The organism is Paenibacillus sp. SEL1 (assembly GCF_054602535.1).
In genome coordinates, this window is sequence record NZ_CM137723.1 from 2,000,811 (window position 1) to 2,020,000 (window position 19,190).

General features: G+C 45.6%; 16 protein-coding genes (1 of these 16 only partly in view). 7 read left to right on the plus strand and 9 right to left on the minus strand.

Annotated features, from left to right (window positions below; genetic code table 11):
* Positions 1-185: 185 nt before the first annotated feature.
* From noc to rpmH, 8 genes are all read right to left on the minus strand, one after another.
* Positions 186-1,004 carry a nucleoid occlusion protein gene (gene noc, locus ACYCSE_RS09240; protein WP_013312811.1) on the minus strand — a complete coding sequence of 273 codons (819 nt, stop codon included), beginning with the start codon at positions 1,002-1,004 and terminating at the stop codon, positions 186-188.
* 431 nt (positions 1,005-1,435) lie between these two features.
* Positions 1,436-2,158 carry a 16S rRNA (guanine(527)-N(7))-methyltransferase RsmG gene (gene rsmG / locus ACYCSE_RS09245; protein WP_165178323.1) on the minus strand — a complete coding sequence of 241 codons (723 nt, stop codon included), beginning with the start codon at positions 2,156-2,158 and terminating at the stop codon, positions 1,436-1,438.
* A complete protein-coding gene (gene mnmG / locus ACYCSE_RS09250; protein WP_103049706.1) occupies positions 2,158-4,047 on the minus strand; it encodes a tRNA uridine-5-carboxymethylaminomethyl(34) synthesis enzyme MnmG in 1,890 nt (629 codons plus the stop codon). The genes rsmG and mnmG overlap by 1 nt, the downstream gene beginning before the upstream one ends.
* A 97-nt stretch (positions 4,048-4,144) precedes the next feature.
* Positions 4,145-5,521, minus strand: a complete 1,377-nt coding sequence (gene mnmE, locus ACYCSE_RS09255; protein ID WP_039272137.1) for a tRNA uridine-5-carboxymethylaminomethyl(34) synthesis GTPase MnmE — start codon at positions 5,519-5,521, stop codon at positions 4,145-4,147.
* Between the two features lie 128 nt (positions 5,522-5,649).
* On the minus strand, positions 5,650-6,411 hold the full coding sequence (gene jag / locus ACYCSE_RS09260) for an RNA-binding cell elongation regulator Jag/EloR (RefSeq protein ID WP_459702101.1): 762 nt from the start codon (positions 6,409-6,411) through the stop codon (positions 5,650-5,652).
* Positions 6,408-7,274 carry a YidC/Oxa1 family membrane protein insertase gene (locus ACYCSE_RS09265; RefSeq protein WP_013312816.1) on the minus strand — a complete coding sequence of 289 codons (867 nt, stop codon included), beginning with the start codon at positions 7,272-7,274 and terminating at the stop codon, positions 6,408-6,410. Before ACYCSE_RS09265 ends, jag begins: the two co-directional genes overlap by 4 nt.
* A 71-nt stretch (positions 7,275-7,345) precedes the next feature.
* Positions 7,346-7,696, minus strand: a complete 351-nt coding sequence (gene rnpA, locus ACYCSE_RS09270; RefSeq protein WP_459702102.1) for a ribonuclease P protein component — start codon at positions 7,694-7,696, stop codon at positions 7,346-7,348.
* A gap of 263 nt (positions 7,697-7,959) precedes the next feature.
* Positions 7,960-8,094 carry a 50S ribosomal protein L34 gene (rpmH, locus tag ACYCSE_RS09275; RefSeq protein WP_007433250.1) on the minus strand — a complete coding sequence of 45 codons (135 nt, stop codon included), beginning with the start codon at positions 8,092-8,094 and terminating at the stop codon, positions 7,960-7,962.
* Between the two features lie 1,073 nt (positions 8,095-9,167).
* Between rpmH and dnaA the strand changes: the two genes are divergently transcribed.
* The 6 genes from dnaA (at position 9,168) to gyrB (ending at position 15,488) form a co-directional block, all read left to right on the plus strand.
* Positions 9,168-10,514 carry a chromosomal replication initiator protein DnaA gene (dnaA, locus tag ACYCSE_RS09280; protein ID WP_039272142.1) on the plus strand — a complete coding sequence of 449 codons (1,347 nt, stop codon included), beginning with the start codon at positions 9,168-9,170 and terminating at the stop codon, positions 10,512-10,514.
* Positions 10,515-10,700: 186 nt separating this feature from the next.
* The gene (gene dnaN, locus ACYCSE_RS09285; RefSeq protein WP_029518977.1) at positions 10,701-11,843 is read left to right on the plus strand and encodes a DNA polymerase III subunit beta; all 1,143 of its coding nucleotides are present in this window, start codon (positions 10,701-10,703) and stop codon (positions 11,841-11,843) included.
* 47 nt (positions 11,844-11,890) lie between these two features.
* Positions 11,891-12,109, plus strand: a complete 219-nt coding sequence (yaaA, locus tag ACYCSE_RS09290) for a S4 domain-containing protein YaaA (RefSeq protein WP_023986416.1) — start codon at positions 11,891-11,893, stop codon at positions 12,107-12,109.
* Between the two features lie 54 nt (positions 12,110-12,163).
* Positions 12,164-13,279 carry a DNA replication/repair protein RecF gene (gene recF / locus ACYCSE_RS09295; protein ID WP_013308098.1) on the plus strand — a complete coding sequence of 372 codons (1,116 nt, stop codon included), beginning with the start codon at positions 12,164-12,166 and terminating at the stop codon, positions 13,277-13,279.
* A 16-nt stretch (positions 13,280-13,295) separates the two neighbouring features.
* Complete coding sequence (remB, locus tag ACYCSE_RS09300) at positions 13,296-13,547, plus strand: extracellular matrix regulator RemB (RefSeq protein WP_007433255.1); 252 nt, start codon at positions 13,296-13,298, stop codon at positions 13,545-13,547.
* Between the two features lie 30 nt (positions 13,548-13,577).
* On the plus strand, positions 13,578-15,488 hold the full coding sequence (gene gyrB / locus ACYCSE_RS09305) for a DNA topoisomerase (ATP-hydrolyzing) subunit B (RefSeq protein WP_061830445.1): 1,911 nt from the start codon (positions 13,578-13,580) through the stop codon (positions 15,486-15,488).
* 140 nt (positions 15,489-15,628) lie between these two features.
* Here the strand turns inward: gyrB and ACYCSE_RS09310 are convergent, their stop codons facing one another.
* Complete coding sequence (locus ACYCSE_RS09310; protein WP_061830446.1) at positions 15,629-16,456, minus strand: YheC/YheD family protein; 828 nt, start codon at positions 16,454-16,456, stop codon at positions 15,629-15,631.
* A gap of 465 nt (positions 16,457-16,921) precedes the next feature.
* On the opposite strand from ACYCSE_RS09310, the gene gyrA reads away from it, so the two are divergent.
* Positions 16,922-19,190 carry the 5' portion of a DNA gyrase subunit A gene (gene gyrA, locus ACYCSE_RS09315; RefSeq protein ID WP_442434480.1) on the plus strand. Its footprint extends 296 nt past the window's final position, so only the first 2,269 of its 2,565 coding nucleotides appear in the window; the start codon lies at positions 16,922-16,924; its stop codon lies off the right edge, out of view.

Below are 19,190 nucleotides of genomic sequence, written 5' to 3' on the forward strand. Positions count from 1 at the left end.
TCATTCACCTCATAATTTAATCGGAATCCTGCTACACTCCATAACTACAAAACGCTCTATGGAGACGTTACTTAGTCCTTAACTTACGGATAACGGCAATTTCAGAATAGAATTGAGTATGCTGCGGTTTTATTCGGCGTTAGACAGAAAAAGCGGCAATTGCTGCCGCCTGTACGCTTCATCCCTTACTTACGTTTGGGAATTTGAATGACAATCTCATAGTGATCCTCATGATCAGATTCCTTGGTTTTGATATCCAAGCCTGAGCCAGACACCATATCAATGGATTGACGAATCGTATTCAGCGCAAGCCGGACATCCTTGGTAAAGGAAATCCGCTTCGATTTCTTATTGGTGGATACTTGTTTATAAAAGGCAACTCGTGCCTCTGTCTGCTTCACATTGAGTTCCTTGGCAATGACTTCATCTAAAACCTTGTACTGTAGTTCTTCAGTCTCTAATGACAATAATGCACGAGCATGACGCTCGGACACCTTCCGTTCCATTAGAGCCTCTTTCACTCTCTCCGGCAGATGAAGCAGCCGTATCTTGTTAGCAATAGTGGATTGGCTTTTGCCAAGTCGTTGAGCGAGGCTTTCCTGGGTGAGCTGATGTAGATCAATCAGCTTTTGGTAAGCTACAGCCTCTTCAATCGCAGTTAACCCTTCCCGTTGAAGATTTTCAATCAACGCGATGGATGCAGCTTGTGAATCATTAAACTCACGAACAATGGCTGGAATAGTTTCCATACCCAGCTTGGTGACAGCTCTCCAACGACGTTCCCCTGCTATAATCTCATATTGTCCATTACGGAAACGAACGACAATCGGTTGAATTACACCATGCGTCTTAATGGTCTGGCATAGCTCATCAATCTTCTCGTCGTCAAATATGGTACGGGGCTGATAAGGACTGCTGACAATATCCCGAACTGGAATTTGTTTTATTTCGTCCCCAGTAGATCGCTCCGTCAAACCAAATAGCTTGGAAAATTGTTCTTTCATTCCGTATAATACCACCTAATTTCATAATAGCACCATACTAACAGCGCTTCGTGAAAAACAGTTCCTTACGCGGATCGTAGACCCTTTTATATGAAACAGCGCCGTAAGCGGGTACACTCCACGTACACCCCTGACATTTGTTGTCCCACTGCCCTATATGTATATCTGAATTCATGGGTACGGGAGCAGTCAACTTACATTAAAACGATTATCTCTATTCTATCACTTTTCCAGCCATAATCCTATCGTCTCTATCAGCTTTTCGGAAGGATCAGATAATAAATTATGCATCTTCTTTGACAACTATCTATCCATCTTCTTCCCCCATGTAAACAAGAACGCATGTTAGCAAAGTGTCTTTTATGTAAAGAGTCTGTCAGCCATAAAAAAAGTGAATGTTTCACGTGAAACATTCACTTTCTTTCAAACAATTACACTAACGGCGTCTTCAAAGGAGTACCCGGCTTACGTGGATATTTCCGTGGTGTCGCCGCTCTTTTTTCAATAATAATCATATGTCTGGCTGCATCTTCAACAGGTAGCTGGAAAGCCTGAACATGTTTGATTTTTCCCTTTAGCTCTTTCAAACTGTAGGAGGCTTCCTTGATTTCCTCCGTAGGATCACTACCCTTCATCGCGGCAAAGTGTCCCCCTTCACGGACAAATGGCAAACAAAATTCATTCAATACGGCGAGACGAGCAACCGCTCTTGCTGTCACTAGATCATAGCTATCGCGGTATCCTGGTTTACGCCCCAATTCCTCTGCCCTGCTGTGAACCAGTTCAACATTTTCCAAACCCAACTGCTCTACTACATGGGCCAAGAATTGTATACGTTTGTTCAATGAATCTACAATAGTCAACTGAATCTGCGGAAAGCATATTTTCAAAGGAATGCCTGGAAAACCTGCACCTGATCCAATATCAGCCAAGCTTCCCACATCATTTAACGGAACATAAAAGGCCAGGGAAAGAGAATCATAAAAATGCTTGGTGTACACTGCATCGCGCTCAGTAATACCCGTCAGGTTCATTTTTTCATTCCACTCAACCAGCACACGGTAATATGTTTCAAACTGATCTAACTGACTGTCATTAATCACAATACTATGCTCTGCCAGCCGCTGCTTAAATTGCTGTTGTATCGCGTCCATTATGATCCCCTTGCTGCCGTTACGCGGTTATAATGCTCCAGATAAACCAGCAAAATGGAAATATCCGCAGGAGTTACACCCGAAATACGGGATGCTTGACCAATCGACATCGGACGGATCTTTTCAAGCTTCTGCTTGGCTTCAATGGCCAGTCCTTGAACTTCATTGTATACAATATCCTCTGGGAGCTTCTTCTTCTCCATCTTTTGCAGACGCTCCACATGCATCAATTGCTTTTCAATGTAGCCCGCATACTTAATCTGGATTTCCACCTGCTCCTGTTCTTCCTCAGTAAGAGCTATAGGTGAAGGTGAGATTTGTGCTACTTGCGCATAACTGATCTCTGGTCGACGTAGCACCGTTAACAAATTACTGCCATCCTGTATTGGTGCAGATCCGCCTTGCTCCAGCATCTCATTTATATCAACCGGACGAACCTTCGCCAAGCGCAAACGCTCAATCTCTTGCTCTACCTTTTGCTTTTTATCCAAAAAGCGCTCGTATCGTTCATCCGTAATTAGGCCAATATCATGCCCGATCGGAGTCAATCGCAGGTCCGCGTTATCATGACGCAATAACAGACGGTATTCTGCACGCGACGTCAGCAGACGATAAGGCTCATTCGTCCCCTTCGTCACCAAATCATCGATCAGAACCCCAATGTAGCCTTGCGAACGGTCCAATACGACAGGCTCTTTGCCCTGCACCTTACGAGCTGCGTTAATCCCTGCCATAATTCCTTGGCCCGCAGCTTCTTCATAACCAGAGGTACCGTTAATCTGACCTGCTGTGAACAAGCCAGGAACTTTCTTCGTTTCCAAAGTAGGCCATAACTGCGTAGGTACCATTGCATCATATTCAATAGCATAGCCATTGCGCATCATCTCTACCTTTTCCATCCCCGGAATCGAACGCAGCACAGCTAATTGCACATCCTCTGGTAAGCTGGTCGACAAGCCTTGAACATAGTATTCAGATGTATTTTTACCTTCAGGCTCCAAAAAGATTTGGTGCTTAGGCTTATCGCTGAAACGTACCACTTTATCTTCAATAGATGGGCAATAACGTGGTCCCGTTCCTTCAATCAGACCAGAGAACATGGGCGCACGGTGCAAGTTATCATTAATAATCTGATGTGTTTCTACTGAAGTATATGTCAGCCAGCAAGGAAGCTGTTCATTATCCGAAGACTTCGTTTCATAGGAAAAGAACTTCGGTTGATCATCACCCGGTTGTATTTCCGTTTTGCTAAAATCAATCGTGTCCTTGTGCACACGTGGTGGCGTTCCTGTCTTAAATCGAACCAGATCAAAACCCAGCTCTCTCAAATGCTCAGACAATCTCAACGAAGGCTGTTGATTGTTCGGACCACTCTCATACATCAGCTCGCCCATAATGATTTTTCCGCGCAGATAAGTGCCTGTGGTTAGGACAACTGCTTTACTTCGATACTCTGTGCCCGTCTTCGTAATTACACCTACGCAATGGCCGTCTTCCATAATCAGCTCTTCCACCATACCTTGGCGTAAAGTTAGATTCGGTTCCTTTTCCATTGTTTCCTTCATCGCATGCTGATAAGAAAACTTGTCTGCTTGTGCACGCAATGCATGAACCGCCGGACCCTTACCAGTATTTAGCATTCTCATTTGGATAAATGTCTTATCGATATTCCGACCCATTTCGCCGCCCAGTGCATCAATTTCTCGCACTACATGCCCTTTTGCAGGACCGCCAATAGACGGGTTGCAGGGCATGAACGCGACCATATCCAGGTTAATTGTGATCATCAACGTGCGGCAGCCCATCCGTGCTGCTGCCAAGGCTGATTCTACACCCGCATGGCCCGCGCCTACGACAATTACGTCATAGTCGCCTCCTTGGTAACCCATACCTTTCTTACCTCCTTATACATTCCGGTCTTCACGCCGAATATGCTCTTGTATATCTATAACGATAGCAGGCTTATACCAGCCATACTTGAATGTTCTATTTGCCCAGACAAAATTGTGAAAATATTTGATCTATCAACGCATCATGCGCAGTATCGCCTACAATCTCACCCAAATGCTCCCATGCCAGTCTTACATCAATCTGGATCATGTCGATCGGAACAAATTGATCAGCGGCTTCATAGGCATCTACCAGCGATTGGCGCGCCTTCTTCAACAAAGCAATATGCCGTACGTTGCTGACATATGTCATATCCGCTGATTCCAGCTTGCCACTAAAGAATAACTTGGATATCGCCTGCTCCAGTCGGTCCGCTCCCTCATTTTCCTTCACAGACATCGGTACGATAAGCTCTTCGGGAACATAACGCAGCAACAAATCCCGGTCTACTTGGGCCGGTAAGTCCATTTTATTCATAATGACGATCGCTTGTCTACCGCGGATTTGTTCCATTAATGCCATTTCATCCTCATGCAGTGGTTCGTTGGCGTTAATGACGATGAGCAGCAGATCCGCTTCACTGACCGCCGTTCTCGAACGTTCTACTCCGATCCGTTCCACTACATCCATCGTTTCACGAATCCCTGCTGTATCCAGCAACTTGAGCGGAATACTATTAATAGTCACATATTCCTCAATAACGTCACGAGTTGTGCCCGGAATATCGGTCACAATGGCCCGCTCGCCCTGAGCCAATGTGTTCAGCAGTGACGATTTGCCCACATTTGGCCTTCCAACAATCGCTGTAGTCAGCCCTTCGCGCAAAATCTTTCCCTGCTCCGCCGTATGCAGCAGCCGATCAATTTCCGTCATGACCTGACTGCTTTTATCCTTGATTAAGTCAGATGTAAAAGATTCAACATCATGCTCAGGATAATCAATGTTCACTTCAATATGAGCAAGTGTCTCCACCAAGACATGACGCAGACGACGAATATTCTGGGACAGTTGTCCATCTACCTGCTTCAAAGCCACCGAAAAAGCTTTATCTGATTTGGAGCGGATTAAGTCAATGACGCCCTCTGCCTGACTCAGATCAATACGACCATTCAGAAAAGCACGTTTCGTAAATTCACCTGGCTCAGCCAGACGTATATTTTGCAGCAATAGTAAATCCATCACCCGTTTGACGGCTACGACCCCGCCATGAGTGCTGATTTCTACGACATCTTCTGTCGTAAAAGAGCGTGGCGCCCGCATCACTGTAACTAAAACTTCCTCCACCTTTTCCTGGCTTTGAGGATCTATAATATGTCCATAATGTACTGTGTGAGTTGGAGCCTTGCTTAGAGGTGTTTTACTACGGAACAAAGCCTCCACTTCTGTGACCGCTTCTGGACCGCTGACTCGTACAACCGCAATGCCGCCCTCGCCGACAGCCGTTGCAATGGCAGCTATAGTATCACTCAGCATAAAGTTTCTACCTCCTATCAAGTAGAAACGACATTGCCGTCCTTCATCAAGGACGGCAGCCGTTTCAGCGAGAAATATAAGAAAAAAAGCAATGGCTTCTGCATCTTGCAGAGAGCCATTGCGTCGGATTATTTTTTAGCAATGATGACGCGCCGATTGGGCTCGTCCCCCTTGCTGTATGTTCTAACCAGCGCATGCTGTTGGAGCTTGGCATGAATCAGCTTCCGCTCCTGTGACGGCATTGGCTCCAGTACCACTTCCTTGCCATAACGAATAGCCTGGTTCGCCAACCGATCTGCCAAATCCTCCAGCGTTTTTTGCCGACGTGCACGAAATTGCTCGGCATCCAGCACAATTCGGATGAACTTGTCAGAATGACGGTTGGCAACGATATTCGTCAGGTACTGCAATGCATCCAACGTCTGTCCTCTGCGGCCGATCAACATACCGAGCGACGGACCGGAGATATCCAGTGTACTTTCATCCTTGCGGTGGCGGACATCGACTTTAACGTCCAGTCCCATTCCTGCTGCTGTTTCACGGATGAAACGCAGCGCCTCTTCATAAGGATCTATATGTCCCGAGGGTGCTTCCGTGTTCATCTGTGCTTCCTGTACAACAGGCCTAGTTTCTTTTGATAAAGCCTGTCCCACGCTAGAAGGTGCTTGAGCCGATACATGAAGTTCAGCCGCGTGTGTGGTTTCAGGAGACGGCTCAGAGAGCAGCGTAAGCTCCACCTTCGCCTTCTTGACCCCGAGCCACCCCAGGAATCCTTTTGACGGCTGTTCCAACACGCTTACGGTTACCCGTTCACGGCTTACTCCCAGCTGGGAGAGTCCTTGTCTTACAGCATCTTCAACGGTTTTTCCTGATGTCACGACTTTGGTCATCTCGACTTTTTAGCCCCCTTCGTGTTTTTACCACCTTTTTTCTTACTATTGGAGGAACCTGTTTTCGCGAGACTGGCTGTTTTCACATTCGCCAGTGCTGCTTCTTTATCCTTATTCCGATAAAGGAAATAGTTTTGAATGATCGTGTAAATATTACTGTAGAACCAGTACAACGGCAAAGCGGATGGGAAGTTGTACGACATGAACAGAATCAGCACCGGATAGACGTACAGTAAAAATTGCATCGGTCCCTGCTGCGGCGTCGGATTCATTTTCATCATCATCCAAGTTTGGACAAATGTCGTAATCGCTGCCAAAATCGGCAGGATAAACAAGTGATCCGGTTTACCTAACTGGAGCCACAAGAAGTCATGATCCCGCAATGCTGAGTTATAATAAATGGCATTATAAAGCGCGATGAAAATTGGCATCTGTACTACCAAAGGAAGACAGCCCGCCATCGGGTTGACCTTGTTTTCCTGGAACAACTTCATCGTCTCTTGCTGGACCTTTTCAGGCGTATCCTTGTACTTCGCTTGGATTTCTTTTAATTGCGGCTGAATGGCCTGCATAGCTTTGGAACTACGTACTTGCTTGAGTGTAAGCGGCAAAATAATGGTTCGCACGATAATCACCAGAATCAGTACGGCCAGGCCATACTCTCCAGAGAACCATTGGGCAAATGTATCTAGCGCATACGAAAACCAGTAAACGACATATCTTTGCCAAAACGATCCATTGGCCAAGTCTGCCGTCGTGTAAGAATTGTGGGCCGTCTGGGCACATCCGGACAGCACAGCAACAAGTGCCAATAAGGCAATCAGGAGGAACCATTTTCCCCGTTGAGTCTTCAAACGCGACACTTCATAACCCCTTTCTTAACCAATCCATTCCAACGTAAATCATACCATATCCTGTAGGACAAAGATACTGACTATCGGCGTGAAGACTTGAGCAGCGAGGCTTTGCGTAGAACGTGCAGCACGCTTTTCTCCAGCTCTTGATACGACATTGTAACCGCATCTTTACGAACGATAAAAATCAGGTCAATCTGCTCCACCAATTCATGTTCATGATGGCGCACAATTTCCTTAACGATTCTACGCATCCGGTTGCGAACTACTGCATTGCCGATCTTCTTGCTGGCCGAAATTCCGACGCGGAACTGCTCTACCTCTCTGCGGCGGAACCAGTACACCACAAACTGATGGTTGGCAAAAGATTTGCCATGGCGGTATACGCGCCCAAAGTCCGCCCGGTTTCGTAGACGCAATTTTTTTTGCACGGCGCTTCTCCTTGCTCATCTCTTTTACACATGTCGGTAAGCTTACCTTTACCTTTTATATAGTAAGAAGTATGGACAACATTCCAACATGGTAATCTCGCTTATTTTATATCCATTTTCAAAAGCTTCATCTAATATAGGATAGGATGCTGGACTTCTCCCTCTTCTTTCACTACATTTTTACAACAATAGAAGAAGGGATCCGATCCCTGAATACCTCAATTATGAAAAAAAAGACCACCGTAGTGGTCTTTATGCACGCATTACGCACTCAATACTTTTCTACCTTTTTGGCGACGAGCTGCCAAAACTTTACGGCCATTCTTCGTGCTCATTCTTTTACGGAAGCCGTGAACTTTTTTACGTTTGCTGACATTCGGTCTGAAAGTCGGTCTCATTGTGCTGCACCTCCTTACAAGGAATACGTTTTATATGGAATATACCTAACGTAGCAATCTCCACAAAAAACACCTTTGTACATTTAACCACAAATAGCGGCCAAAGTCAATGTACTTGTGAATCCTCTCCCTCTTTTTCGCATTCAGGAAGCCTCCTCCCCTTCCCCCGCTCACTCACCTCACTCTTTTATTCCCTTATTTCATAAAATTTCTTTCGCCTCTCCTCCGTTATCAGCATTCTATTTGTAGTTTTCACTCCTCCAAAAACTGCTTTTTTTACATTTCTTCATTCTGTGACTTGAATCCATCCTATTTTCAGATCGACGTTATCGGGTTCGTTCAAAAATAATGTCGGAAACGTTACCGGAAATTTTCAACAGAAAAATAAGCCTCTGTGACCAAAAGGCAACAGCTGTTATACACAGATCCACAAAAAGAACTGAATTGTGATTTAAATGGTCATAACCTGTGCATAACATTTTAGAGTAAAAAAGAGTTATTGTCGAAAACTGAACAAATTATAAACAATATCTTGTGTTGTGAATAAAAATTGTACACAACAGATTGAATTTGTGGATAAATAACCACCAGTCATTGAAATACAAGGCTTCTTTTGCTATGATGATATTACTTTTGAATGTGAATATGTTGTTTTACCCTCCATATTATCAACACCCTGTGGATAAAGTTGTGAACAAGTTCAATTTATCCATCTTTTTATTTTTGTGCGGATTTGGGATTCTGGGGATATATTCTACATTTTTCATTTGATTTCGACATATTGCAGTCCCGTTTTGGCCTGCGGGATCAAGAGAACGGATCGTGCCGCACATTCCCTCCTGAGAAATATCGCCTCTCTTCTGCTGATCAGCAGCGGAATTTCCATTAGCTATTTTTCAGGGTCATTTTGTGCTGCGTTCTCTCACCACACTGCCGCATGATTTAGGCGGCGGTATGTCTTTTTATGGCCTTCAACAACATTTTTGGGATTTTAGGCGTTTTGCCGAAGCGCCGAGAGCAGCTCTCTGCAGCTTAATTCGGTAAAATGTCAGGATTTAAAAGGAGTGACGTCTGTGGACAGCCATACCTCTGAACTATGGCAGCAAATTCTATCCATTATACAAACCAAGCTGAGTAAGCCGAGTTACGACACTTGGTTTAAGGCTACCAAGGCAGCGAAACTAAATGACCACTCCATTGTGATTTCTGCACCGACAACTTTTGCCGTGGAATGGCTTGAAAGCCGCTATACCAAGCTAGTCGGAGCAACGGTTTATGAAATTTTGGGCAAACAGCTAGAGGTCAAGTTCGTTATTGAAGAGAACAAGCCCGCCGAGTTCGACCTTCAGCAACAACCTCAGCAGCAGCCGGTCGTTCATGAAGAAGCTGTGTCCCATATGCTGAATCCCAAATATACATTCGATACATTCGTCATCGGATCGGGGAACCGTTTTGCCCATGCGGCATCGCTGGCCGTCGCCGAGGCGCCGGCCAAAGCTTACAATCCGCTGTTTTTATACGGTGGTGTGGGGCTGGGAAAAACGCATCTGATGCACGCTATCGGGCACTATATTTTGGAGCACAATCCGACCAGCAAGGTCGTTTATTTATCGTCGGAGAAGTTTACGAATGAATTCATTAATGCCATCCGGGACAACCGCGGGGAAAGTTTCCGGAATAAATATCGCAACATTGATATTTTGCTCATTGATGATATTCAATTCATTGCGGGCAAGGAATCGACGCAGGAGGAATTTTTCCACACGTTTAACGCGCTTCATGAGGAACGCAAGCAGATTATAATCTCAAGCGATCGGCCGCCTAAAGAAATTCCAACGCTGGAAGAACGGCTGCGCTCTCGCTTCGAGTGGGGACTTATTACGGATATTCAGCCGCCGGATCTGGAGACGAGAATTGCTATTCTTCGGAAAAAGGCGCGGGCGGAAAACCTGGATATTCCCAATGAGGCCATGATGTATATCGCTAATCAAATTGATACGAACATCCGTGAGCTGGAAGGGGCGCTAATACGCGTTGTCGCCTATTCTTCCTTAACAAATCAGGATGTAACAAGTCATCTTGCGGCTGAAGCGTTGAAGGACATTATCCCGTCCAGCCGTCCAAAAATGATCACGATTCAGGATATACAGCATCAAGTCGGGGAATTTTACAATCTACGGCTGGAGGATTTTAAAGCGCGTAAGCGGACGAAGGCTGTAGCTTTTCCACGACAAATTGCCATGTACCTGTCTCGTGAGCTAACCGACTATTCTTTGCCGAAAATCGGCGAAGCTTTCGGTGGGCGTGATCATACGACTGTCATTCATGCGCACGAAAAAATCTCCAAATCCATTCAAGTGGATCAGGATTTGTTTAAAGTTATCAACAACCTAATAGAAAAAATCAAAAATCCAACCTGAACAAGTTCAGAGCCTATACACAATTTATACACATGTGGATAGGCTTGATTTTATTAGGGTTACAGTGACTTATCCACATATTCAGTGCGCCTATTACTATTACTAATATATTTTAAAGATATACATCACCTAAATAAGGCCCGCGTCAACGCGTGCTTGAAGGATTAAAACCCGTAGGAGGAACTTATGAAGATCAGCATTCTGAAAAACGTTTTGAACGAGGCTATACAACATGTATCCAAAGCGATATCAAGTCGGACTACGATTCCAATTCTGAGCGGTATTAAGCTGGATGTGAATCACCAGGGAGTAACGCTGACCGCCAGCGATACAGACATCTCCATTCAATCCTTTATTCCGATGGAGGATGGTGACCAAACTGTCGTTCAGGTCGAACAACCCGGTAGTGTTGTACTGCCAGCCAAATTCTTTGTCGAAATTATCAAAAAGTTGCCGTCTCAGGAGATCCGTATGGAGGTAAAAGACCAATTCCAAACCTTTATCTCGTCCGGTGCAACTGAAATTCAGATTGTTGGCTTGGACCCTGAAGAATTCCCGGTGCTTCCCAACATTGAAGAAAATCAAGTCATCTCTGTGCCAGGAGATTTACTTAAAAATATGATTAAACAGACGGTGTTCTCCATTTCCACCCACGAAACGACACCGATTTTAACCGGCGTGTTGTGGAATCTGGCTGAGGGGGAACTGAAGTTTGTGGCAACGGACCGCCACCGCCTTGCCACCCGCAGCGCTCATTTGGAGACGTCTGAAGGCTTGCGCTTTAGCAATGTTGTCATTGCGGGCAAAACGCTGAATGAGCTGAGCAGAATTATTCCAGACCAAAATATGCTTGTGGATATCGTAGTAGCGGACAATCAGGTATTATTCAAAGTAGATCGGGTGCTATTTTATTCCCGCATCTTGGACGGCACCTATCCTGATACTTCTAGAATTATTCCGACCTCCTACAAAACAGAACTGATTGTGGATACAAAAAGTTTAAGTGAGTCAATTGACCGTGCTTATTTGCTGTCCCGTGAGGAAAAAACGAATATTGTAAAAATGCAGTCGCTGGAAAATGGCGGCTTGGAAATTTCCTCTAGTTCCTCTGAGCTTGGCAAAGTGCGTGAGGAAGTAACTGTGTCCAAATTTGAGGGAGAGCCGCTCAAAATTTCGTTCAACTCCAAATACATGCTCGACGTGCTCAAGGTGATTGATAGCGAGCAGCTGACGATTGCTTTTACCGGCATTATGAGTCCCATTATTTTAAAACCGGCAGATTCCAGCAATGCGCTGTATATCATCCTGCCATATCGCACAACCAACTGACGTTTAGCTTTAACCCACCCGAGGACAAGCGAAAGGATGAACAAGCCTTGAAACAGATATCTATACAGACCGAATACATCAAGCTCGATCAATTTTTAAAATTAGCCGATTGTGTATCCACAGGAGGCATGGCTAAAGCCCTGCTGCAAGAGGGACAAGTCCGTGTGAATGGTGAACCGGAAGAACGTCGTGGAAGAAAACTGTACCCGGGTGATACCGTAGAAGTAGAGGACAACGGAAGTTTCGAAGTTACAGCAGGAGCATGATCGCCTGGGTGGCAAGGACTCCTTTTAGGTACGGAGTAACAAGGGGGACCCTATGTGTTTGTGAACAACATTGTTTTGCAGCAGTACCGGAACTATGAACAGCTGGAGCTGAATGAATTTGGGCCCGTTAATTTGCTGATCGGACAAAATGCGCAGGGCAAAACGAATCTGGTAGAGGCGATTTTTGTACTGGCTTTAACCAAAAGTCATCGAACGTCCCGCGACAAAGAGTTAATCTCCTTCGGGGCTACTTCCACTCACCTAGCTGCGGATGTGGATAAAAAATACGGGAAAATCAGACTGGATCTCGCGTTATCCACACAAGGCAAAAAAGCAAAGATCAACGGACTGGAGCAGCGAAAACTGAGCGATTTTATTGGTTCGTTAAATGTGGTCATGTTTGCACCTGAGGATCTCGAAATCGTCAAAGGAACACCGGGGGTTCGCCGCCGGTTTCTTGACATGGAAATTGGACAGGTTGCGCCAGGATATCTGTATCATTTGCAGCAATACCAGAAAGTATTGGTGCAGCGAAATAACCTGCTCAAGCAAGCTTGGGGTAAGGATATGGCTTCAGTGCAGCTGATGCTGGAGGTATGGAATGAGCAACTTGTTGAGCATGGTGTTAAAATTGTTAAAAAGCGGAAACAATTTATAACAAAGCTACAAAAGTGGGCTCAGGCCATTCATGAAGGGATTGCAGGTGGGACAGAAGAGTTAAAATTAACCTATGTTCCCTCCTTCAGTGAGCCAGAGGAAGAAGATGAAGCTGTCTTATTGGAGCGATTTATGATAAAGTTATCCCAAATGAGGGAACAGGAAATCCGCCGTGGCATGACTTTGGCGGGACCCCATCGTGATGATTTGGCCTTTGCCATTAACGGCAGAGAAGTGCATACGTATGGCTCGCAGGGGCAGCAGCGGACGACGGCCCTGTCCTTGAAGCTGGCCGAAATAGAGTTAATTCATGAAGAAATTGGTGAATATCCTGTCCTGCTGCTGGATGATGTTTTGTCCGAGCTGGACCCCTATCGTCAGACTCAGCTGATCGAGACTTTCCAAAGCAAGGTACAGACCTTTATCACGGCAACCGGGGTTGAGACTTTGAACGCAGAACGACTCAAGGATGCCAATATTTATCACGTCCACGACGGGCATGTGGAACACTAAGGAGTGAGTGACCGCTATGTATATTCATCTGGGTGGAGAAAAAATCATCCGCTCTTCAGAGCTTGTGGCTATTTTCGATATCTCGATTGAAAAATCCTCTAAAATCTCCAAGCAATACGTGAACCACGCCCAACAGCAGAAGCATGTCGAGATGATTGGCGAAGAGGAAGCCAAGTCCATCGTAGTGACTCAGAATACGGTGTATTATTCCCCCATCTCCTCAACAACACTCAAAAAGCGGGCAAACCAGTTTGTTGCCAATGCTTAACCATAGAATCTATAGAAGTAGGTGAAAGGCATGTCTATGAATCAACCGTCTTATGATGCGGGCGAGATTCAGGTCCTTGAGGGCCTGGAAGCGGTTCGGAAACGTCCCGGGATGTATATTGGCTCCACGAGCGCCAAAGGTCTCCATCATTTGGTCTGGGAAGTTGTGGACAACAGCATTGACGAAGCGCTGGCGGGTTACTGTGACAGCATTCAAGTTGTCGTTCACGAAGACAATAGCATTACCGTTACAGATAACGGTCGCGGTATTCCAGTAAGTGAACACGCCAAAATGAAAAAATCTGCGCTGGAAGTCGTTATGACCGTGCTTCACGCAGGTGGTAAATTTGGAGGCGGAGGGTACAAGGTATCCGGTGGTCTGCACGGGGTTGGTGTATCCGTAGTAAATGCCCTCTCCAGTAAAATGATCGTGCATGTTAAACGGGACGGACATCTGTATGAGCAGGAATATCATCGTGGTGCTCCGCAGTATGATGTCAGAGTCATCGGTGACACAGACGAGACGGGTACCCAAACGACTTTTTATCCTGACGATCAAATCTTTACAGAAACGACCGTATATGACTATGATACGCTCCAGACGCGGATTCGTGAGTTGGCTTTCCTGAACAAAGGTATTGCAATCAGCTTGACTGATGAACGGACGGGCGCCAGCGATACATTTCACTACGAGGGCGGAATCAGTGAATATGTGCAATTTTTGAATCAAAAAAGAGAAGCGCTGCATGAACAGCCGATTTATGTCGAAGGCTCGCGTGATATGATTCAAGTCGAAGTGGCATTGCAATATAACGACAGCTATACCGAGAATATTTATTCTTTTGCCAACAACATCAACACCCATGAGGGCGGAACTCACGAGTCAGGTTTCAAGAGTGCATTAACCCGGATTATTAACGATTATGCACGTAAAAATGGCTTGATTAAGGACAACAATGCCAACTTGACCGGTGACGATGTGCGTGAAGGATTGACGGCGATTATCTCCGTCAAAATTCCAGAACCACAGTTTGAGGGTCAGACCAAGACAAAGCTGGGTAACAGTGAGGTGCGAGGGATTGTCGAATCCCTATTCGCAGAGAAACTCCAGGAATTCCTAGAGGAAAATCCGTCTGTTTCCCGCCGGGTGGTTGATAAATCCTTACAAGCAGCACGTGCCCGGGAAGCAGCGCGTAAAGCGCGTGAGCTTACACGTCGTAAAAGTGCGCTGGAAATCAGTTCGCTCCCAGGCAAACTGGCGGATTGCTCCTCTAAGGATGCTTCGATTAGTGAACTGTACATCGTCGAAGGTGACTCAGCAGGAGGATCGGCCAAGCAGGGTCGTGATCGTCACTTTCAAGCTATTTTGCCGATTCGCGGTAAAATCCTGAATGTTGAAAAGGCACGCTTGGACCGTATTTTGTCCAGTGATGAAATTCGGTCTATGGTAACAGCAATGGGTACAGGGATCGGAGACGACTTTGACATCGCCAAAGCCCGTTATCACAAGGTCATTATCATGACTGATGCGGATGTCGATGGTGCCCATATTCGTACGTTGTTGCTGACGTTCTTCTATCGGTACATGCGTAAAATCATTGATGCAGGCTATATTTATATAGCTCAGCCACCACTATTCAAAGTGGAGCGTAACAAAGTTGTACGTTATGCGAACTCCGAGGCGGAACGTGATGAGATCATCAGGGAATTTGGAGAAAACGCGAAATACAATGTACAGCGCTATAAAGGTTTGGGTGAGATGAATGCGACCCAACTTTGGGAAACTACAATGGACCCTGAGAGTCGTACTATGCTTCAGGTAACTGTCAGTGACGCGATGCTGGCTGATACACTGTTCAATACCTTGATGGGTGATAATGTAGAACCCCGTCGTGACTTTATCCAAGAACATGCGAAGTACGTGAAAAATCTTGATTTTTAATGTGTGATGTTCCTTCCTAGTGGCTGTTTTACGTGCTCATTAGGTAGTATTTTGTAGGAGTTCCAAGGGGCGCCCAAATGGGCGTCCCTTTTCTTCTCATTAACCAGCCCGGGTGTATTTGAATATTTGAACTCATTGTTTTAGGCTTTTTTCTTAGAGCGTATGGTTTTACCCGTGGATGAAGAGTACCGGCCGTAGCCTACTGCATATCTGAATATTTTATGATAGAGGCTTTTGTTGGGAAGGGAAGAGAACACCTTAATTGCTGGTCTCGTATTAACCTCCAGAATCCACGGATAATTTTGTTGATCCAGTCCCACATCTAATCCAATTTCCCTTAAACGTGGGTATTTTTTTTGCAACTGCCAGGCTACCCGTTCGCCCATTTTTGATAATTTTTGCTCCAGTCGTACAGCTTCCTTTACATCCATGTATGGAGCGACTAGCTCATTGAAAAAGCGCGTTGTCCCACCGCTGTGATGATTGGTGACGACTTTGTCAGGAGCAGCTACGCGTCCTACAATAAGCGTTGTTTCCCATTGGTGTCTCAAATTCATCTGGGTTAATACCCTCAGATCGAAAGGGCGTGCTTCATGCTGAAGAAGTGGAATTCCACGCTGGATCAGATATGGACGTTTTCGTATGCGGGAAGAAACCACTTTATGCAGATCTTCTAGACTTTCGAAGGTGAAGGTATCTACTTCATAGCGAAGCACATACCAAGTTCTCTCTTCGATAATTCCTTCTTCTGTCGGTGGAAGCGGCTCTGTCAGCCTCTCTGCCCGCATAACCCCTTTTCCATAAGTACCGTTATCCGGCTTAATATAGACAGTACCATACACAGCCAACATTTCGTTCAAGTGATCAAATGTGTACAACCGTGTTTCCGGTACATAAGCGGCCAATGTCGGATTGGGGAGAATGGCATTTGTTTTGGTCCACTTACTGGATACTCGCTGAATAGACAAGTAATCTCATCCCTTTCTTTTCGAAATATGAGTCATGTACTTGGAATCCGCAACACTTTGACAAAACAAGGGAAACTAAAGGACAAGCGCGTAAAACAATGATATAATAGAGAAATACGGCGTTTTTCGGAATTTTGCTAAGTGAACCCTGACCGTATACGTATTGTATGTGGAAAAGGCCCTTAGGGTGGGGGCTAATCCCCAGCTCTGGGGAATTTGTTATAATCAGGGCTTGTGAGTTGTACAAGAGATAGCAATCTGCTACTCGCAGAAAGAGAATGACGAGGGATTTACGCTGTAAAGAGGACAGATGCGTTTAATTGTGCTCTTTTTGTGAAAGTAATATAATTACACAGATGAGGATTTCAGCCAAAATCCTGCGCAGAGAGCGGAGTGTATAGGCAGTATCTTGTTAGGCTTTTCACATAGAGAGCATTGTATTGAAGGATAAGAAGGAGGACCAGCATGGCGGATCAAAATAACTCGCAAATCATCAATAGGGATATCGGAGTGGAAATGCGCGAATCCTTTATGGATTATGCCATGAGTATTATTGTTAGCCGTGCCTTGCCTGATGTGCGGGACGGACTGAAGCCGGTACACCGTCGTATTTTGTATGCGATGTCCGAGCTAGGCATGTCGCCAGATAAGCCTTACAAAAAATCGGCAAGAATTGTCGGCGAAGTTATCGGTAAATATCACCCTCATGGTGATACGGCTGTATATGATACGATGGTGCGGATGGCGCAGGATTTTTCCTTGCGTTATATGTTGGTGGATGGACACGGTAACTTTGGCTCCGTGGATGGAGATATGGCGGCTGCGATGCGTTACACCGAAGCACGGTTGTCCAAGATTGCCATGGAAATGCTACGTGATTTGAACAAAGAGACCGTTGATTTTATGCCGAACTACGATGGTGAAGAGAGCGAGCCCGTTGTATTACCTGCACGTTATCCTAACTTGCTGGTGAATGGCGTCGGCGGAATTGCAGTCGGGATGGCTACCAATATTCCTCCGCATAACTTGGGAGAGGTTATCGATGGTGTACAAGCACTAATCGAAAATCCTGACATTACGCCGATGGAACTTATGGATTATATTCAAGGGCCGGATTTCCCGACAGCAGGGTATATTTTAGGACGCTCTGGTATTCGTCAGGCGTACCAGACTGGCCGCGGATCTGTGACCATGCGTGCGAAGACCACCATAGAAGAGATTGGCAATAAAGCACGGATTATCGTGCATGAGCTGCCTTACCAAGTGAATAAGGCTCGTCTGGTCGAGAAAATTGCCGAATTAGTACGTGACAAACGTATTGAAGGCATTACGGATCTTCGGGATGAATCGGACCGTACGGGTATGCGTGTCGTTATTGAGTTGCGTAGAGACGTGAACCCGAATGTCGTTCTGAACAATTTGTTTAAACATACGGCCATGCAGTCGAATTTCGGTATTAATATGCTTGCCATTGTAAACAACGAACCGAAGATTTTGAACCTGAAGGATGTCTTGTATCATTATCTCAAACATCAGGTCGAGGTTATTCGTCGCCGGACAGAATTTGATCTGAAAAAAGCCGAAGCTAGAGCACACATTCTGGAAGGTTTGCGCATTGCCCTTGACCATCTGGACGAAGTTATTGCCTTGATTCGTTCTTCCCAAACTGCAGAAGCAGCTCGTGAAGGACTGATTGAGCGGTTCTCGCTCACTCTTGAGCAGTCTCAGGCTATTCTGGATATGCGTCTGCAACGCTTAACCGGTTTGGAACGTGAGAAGATCGAGAACGAATATAACGAGCTAATACAAAAGATTGCGGAATACCGTGAGATTTTGGCGAATGAGCATCTGGTACTCAACATCATTAGTGAAGAGCTGAATGAACTTAAGGAACGTTTCGCTGATGACCGTCGCACTGAAATTACAGTGGGTGAAGAGAGTATTCTGGATGAGGATCTCATTCCGCGTGAAGATGTTATTATTACTGTAACCCATACGGGATATATCAAACGCCTTCCTGTTACTACCTATCGCAGTCAAAAACGCGGTGGTCGTGGTGTAGTAGGTATGGATACCAAAGATGAGGATTTCGTAGAGCATCTGTTCATTACGAATTCACATCATCATTTGTTATTCTTTACCGACAAGGGCAAGGTGTATCGGATTAAGGCCTATGAGATTCCTGACCTTAGCCGGACAGCCCGGGGGACACCGATTATTAACCTGATTCAGATTGAACAGGGTGAGTCGATCAATGCGGTAATTCCAATCGAGGAATTTGTGGAGGATAGCTATCTATTCTTTGCGACCCAGCATGGAATCATTAAGAAGACACCGCTTGACGACTATGCAAATATCCGCAAAGGTGGCTTGATTGCCATTAACTTGCGTGAAGATGACGCCCTGATCGAAGTGAAGCTGACGGACGGACAGCAGGAAATGATTATTGGTACAGCACAAGGCATGTCTATCCGTTTCCCTGAAAGTGATGTACGGTCTATGGGCCGTAGTGCTACAGGGGTTAAAGGGATCAACCTTGATGAGAGTGATGCTGTAATAGGTATGGATATCGTAGACACCAGCCTGGATATCCTGATTGTAACGGCCAAAGGTTATGGCAAGCGTACCCCTGTTGTGGATTATCGTATCCAAAGCCGTGGAGGTAAGGGGATCAAGACGATTAATGTTACGGATAAAAATGGTCCGGTTGTCGGTCTCAAGGTTGTAAAAACCG

Bases quoted from the DNA above. Each gene is read 5' to 3' on its own strand.
- noc (WP_013312811.1), bottom strand. From the start codon at position 1,004: ATGAAAGAACAATTTTCCAAGCTATTTGGTTTGACGGAGCGATCTACT.
- rsmG (WP_165178323.1), bottom strand. From the start codon at position 2,158: ATGGACGCGATACAACAGCAATTTAAGCAGCGGCTGGCAGAGCATAGT.
- mnmG (WP_103049706.1), bottom strand. From the start codon at position 4,047: ATGGGTTACCAAGGAGGCGACTATGACGTAATTGTCGTAGGCGCGGGC.
- mnmE (WP_039272137.1), bottom strand. From the start codon at position 5,521: ATGCTGAGTGATACTATAGCTGCCATTGCAACGGCTGTCGGCGAGGGC.
- jag (WP_459702101.1), bottom strand. From the start codon at position 6,411: ATGACCAAAGTCGTGACATCAGGAAAAACCGTTGAAGATGCTGTAAGA.
- rpmH (WP_007433250.1), bottom strand. From the start codon at position 8,094: ATGAGACCGACTTTCAGACCGAATGTCAGCAAACGTAAAAAAGTTCAC.
- dnaN (WP_029518977.1), top strand. From the start codon at position 10,701: ATGAAGATCAGCATTCTGAAAAACGTTTTGAACGAGGCTATACAACAT.
- remB (WP_007433255.1), top strand. From the start codon at position 13,296: ATGTATATTCATCTGGGTGGAGAAAAAATCATCCGCTCTTCAGAGCTT.
- gyrB (WP_061830445.1), top strand. From the start codon at position 13,578: ATGTCTATGAATCAACCGTCTTATGATGCGGGCGAGATTCAGGTCCTT.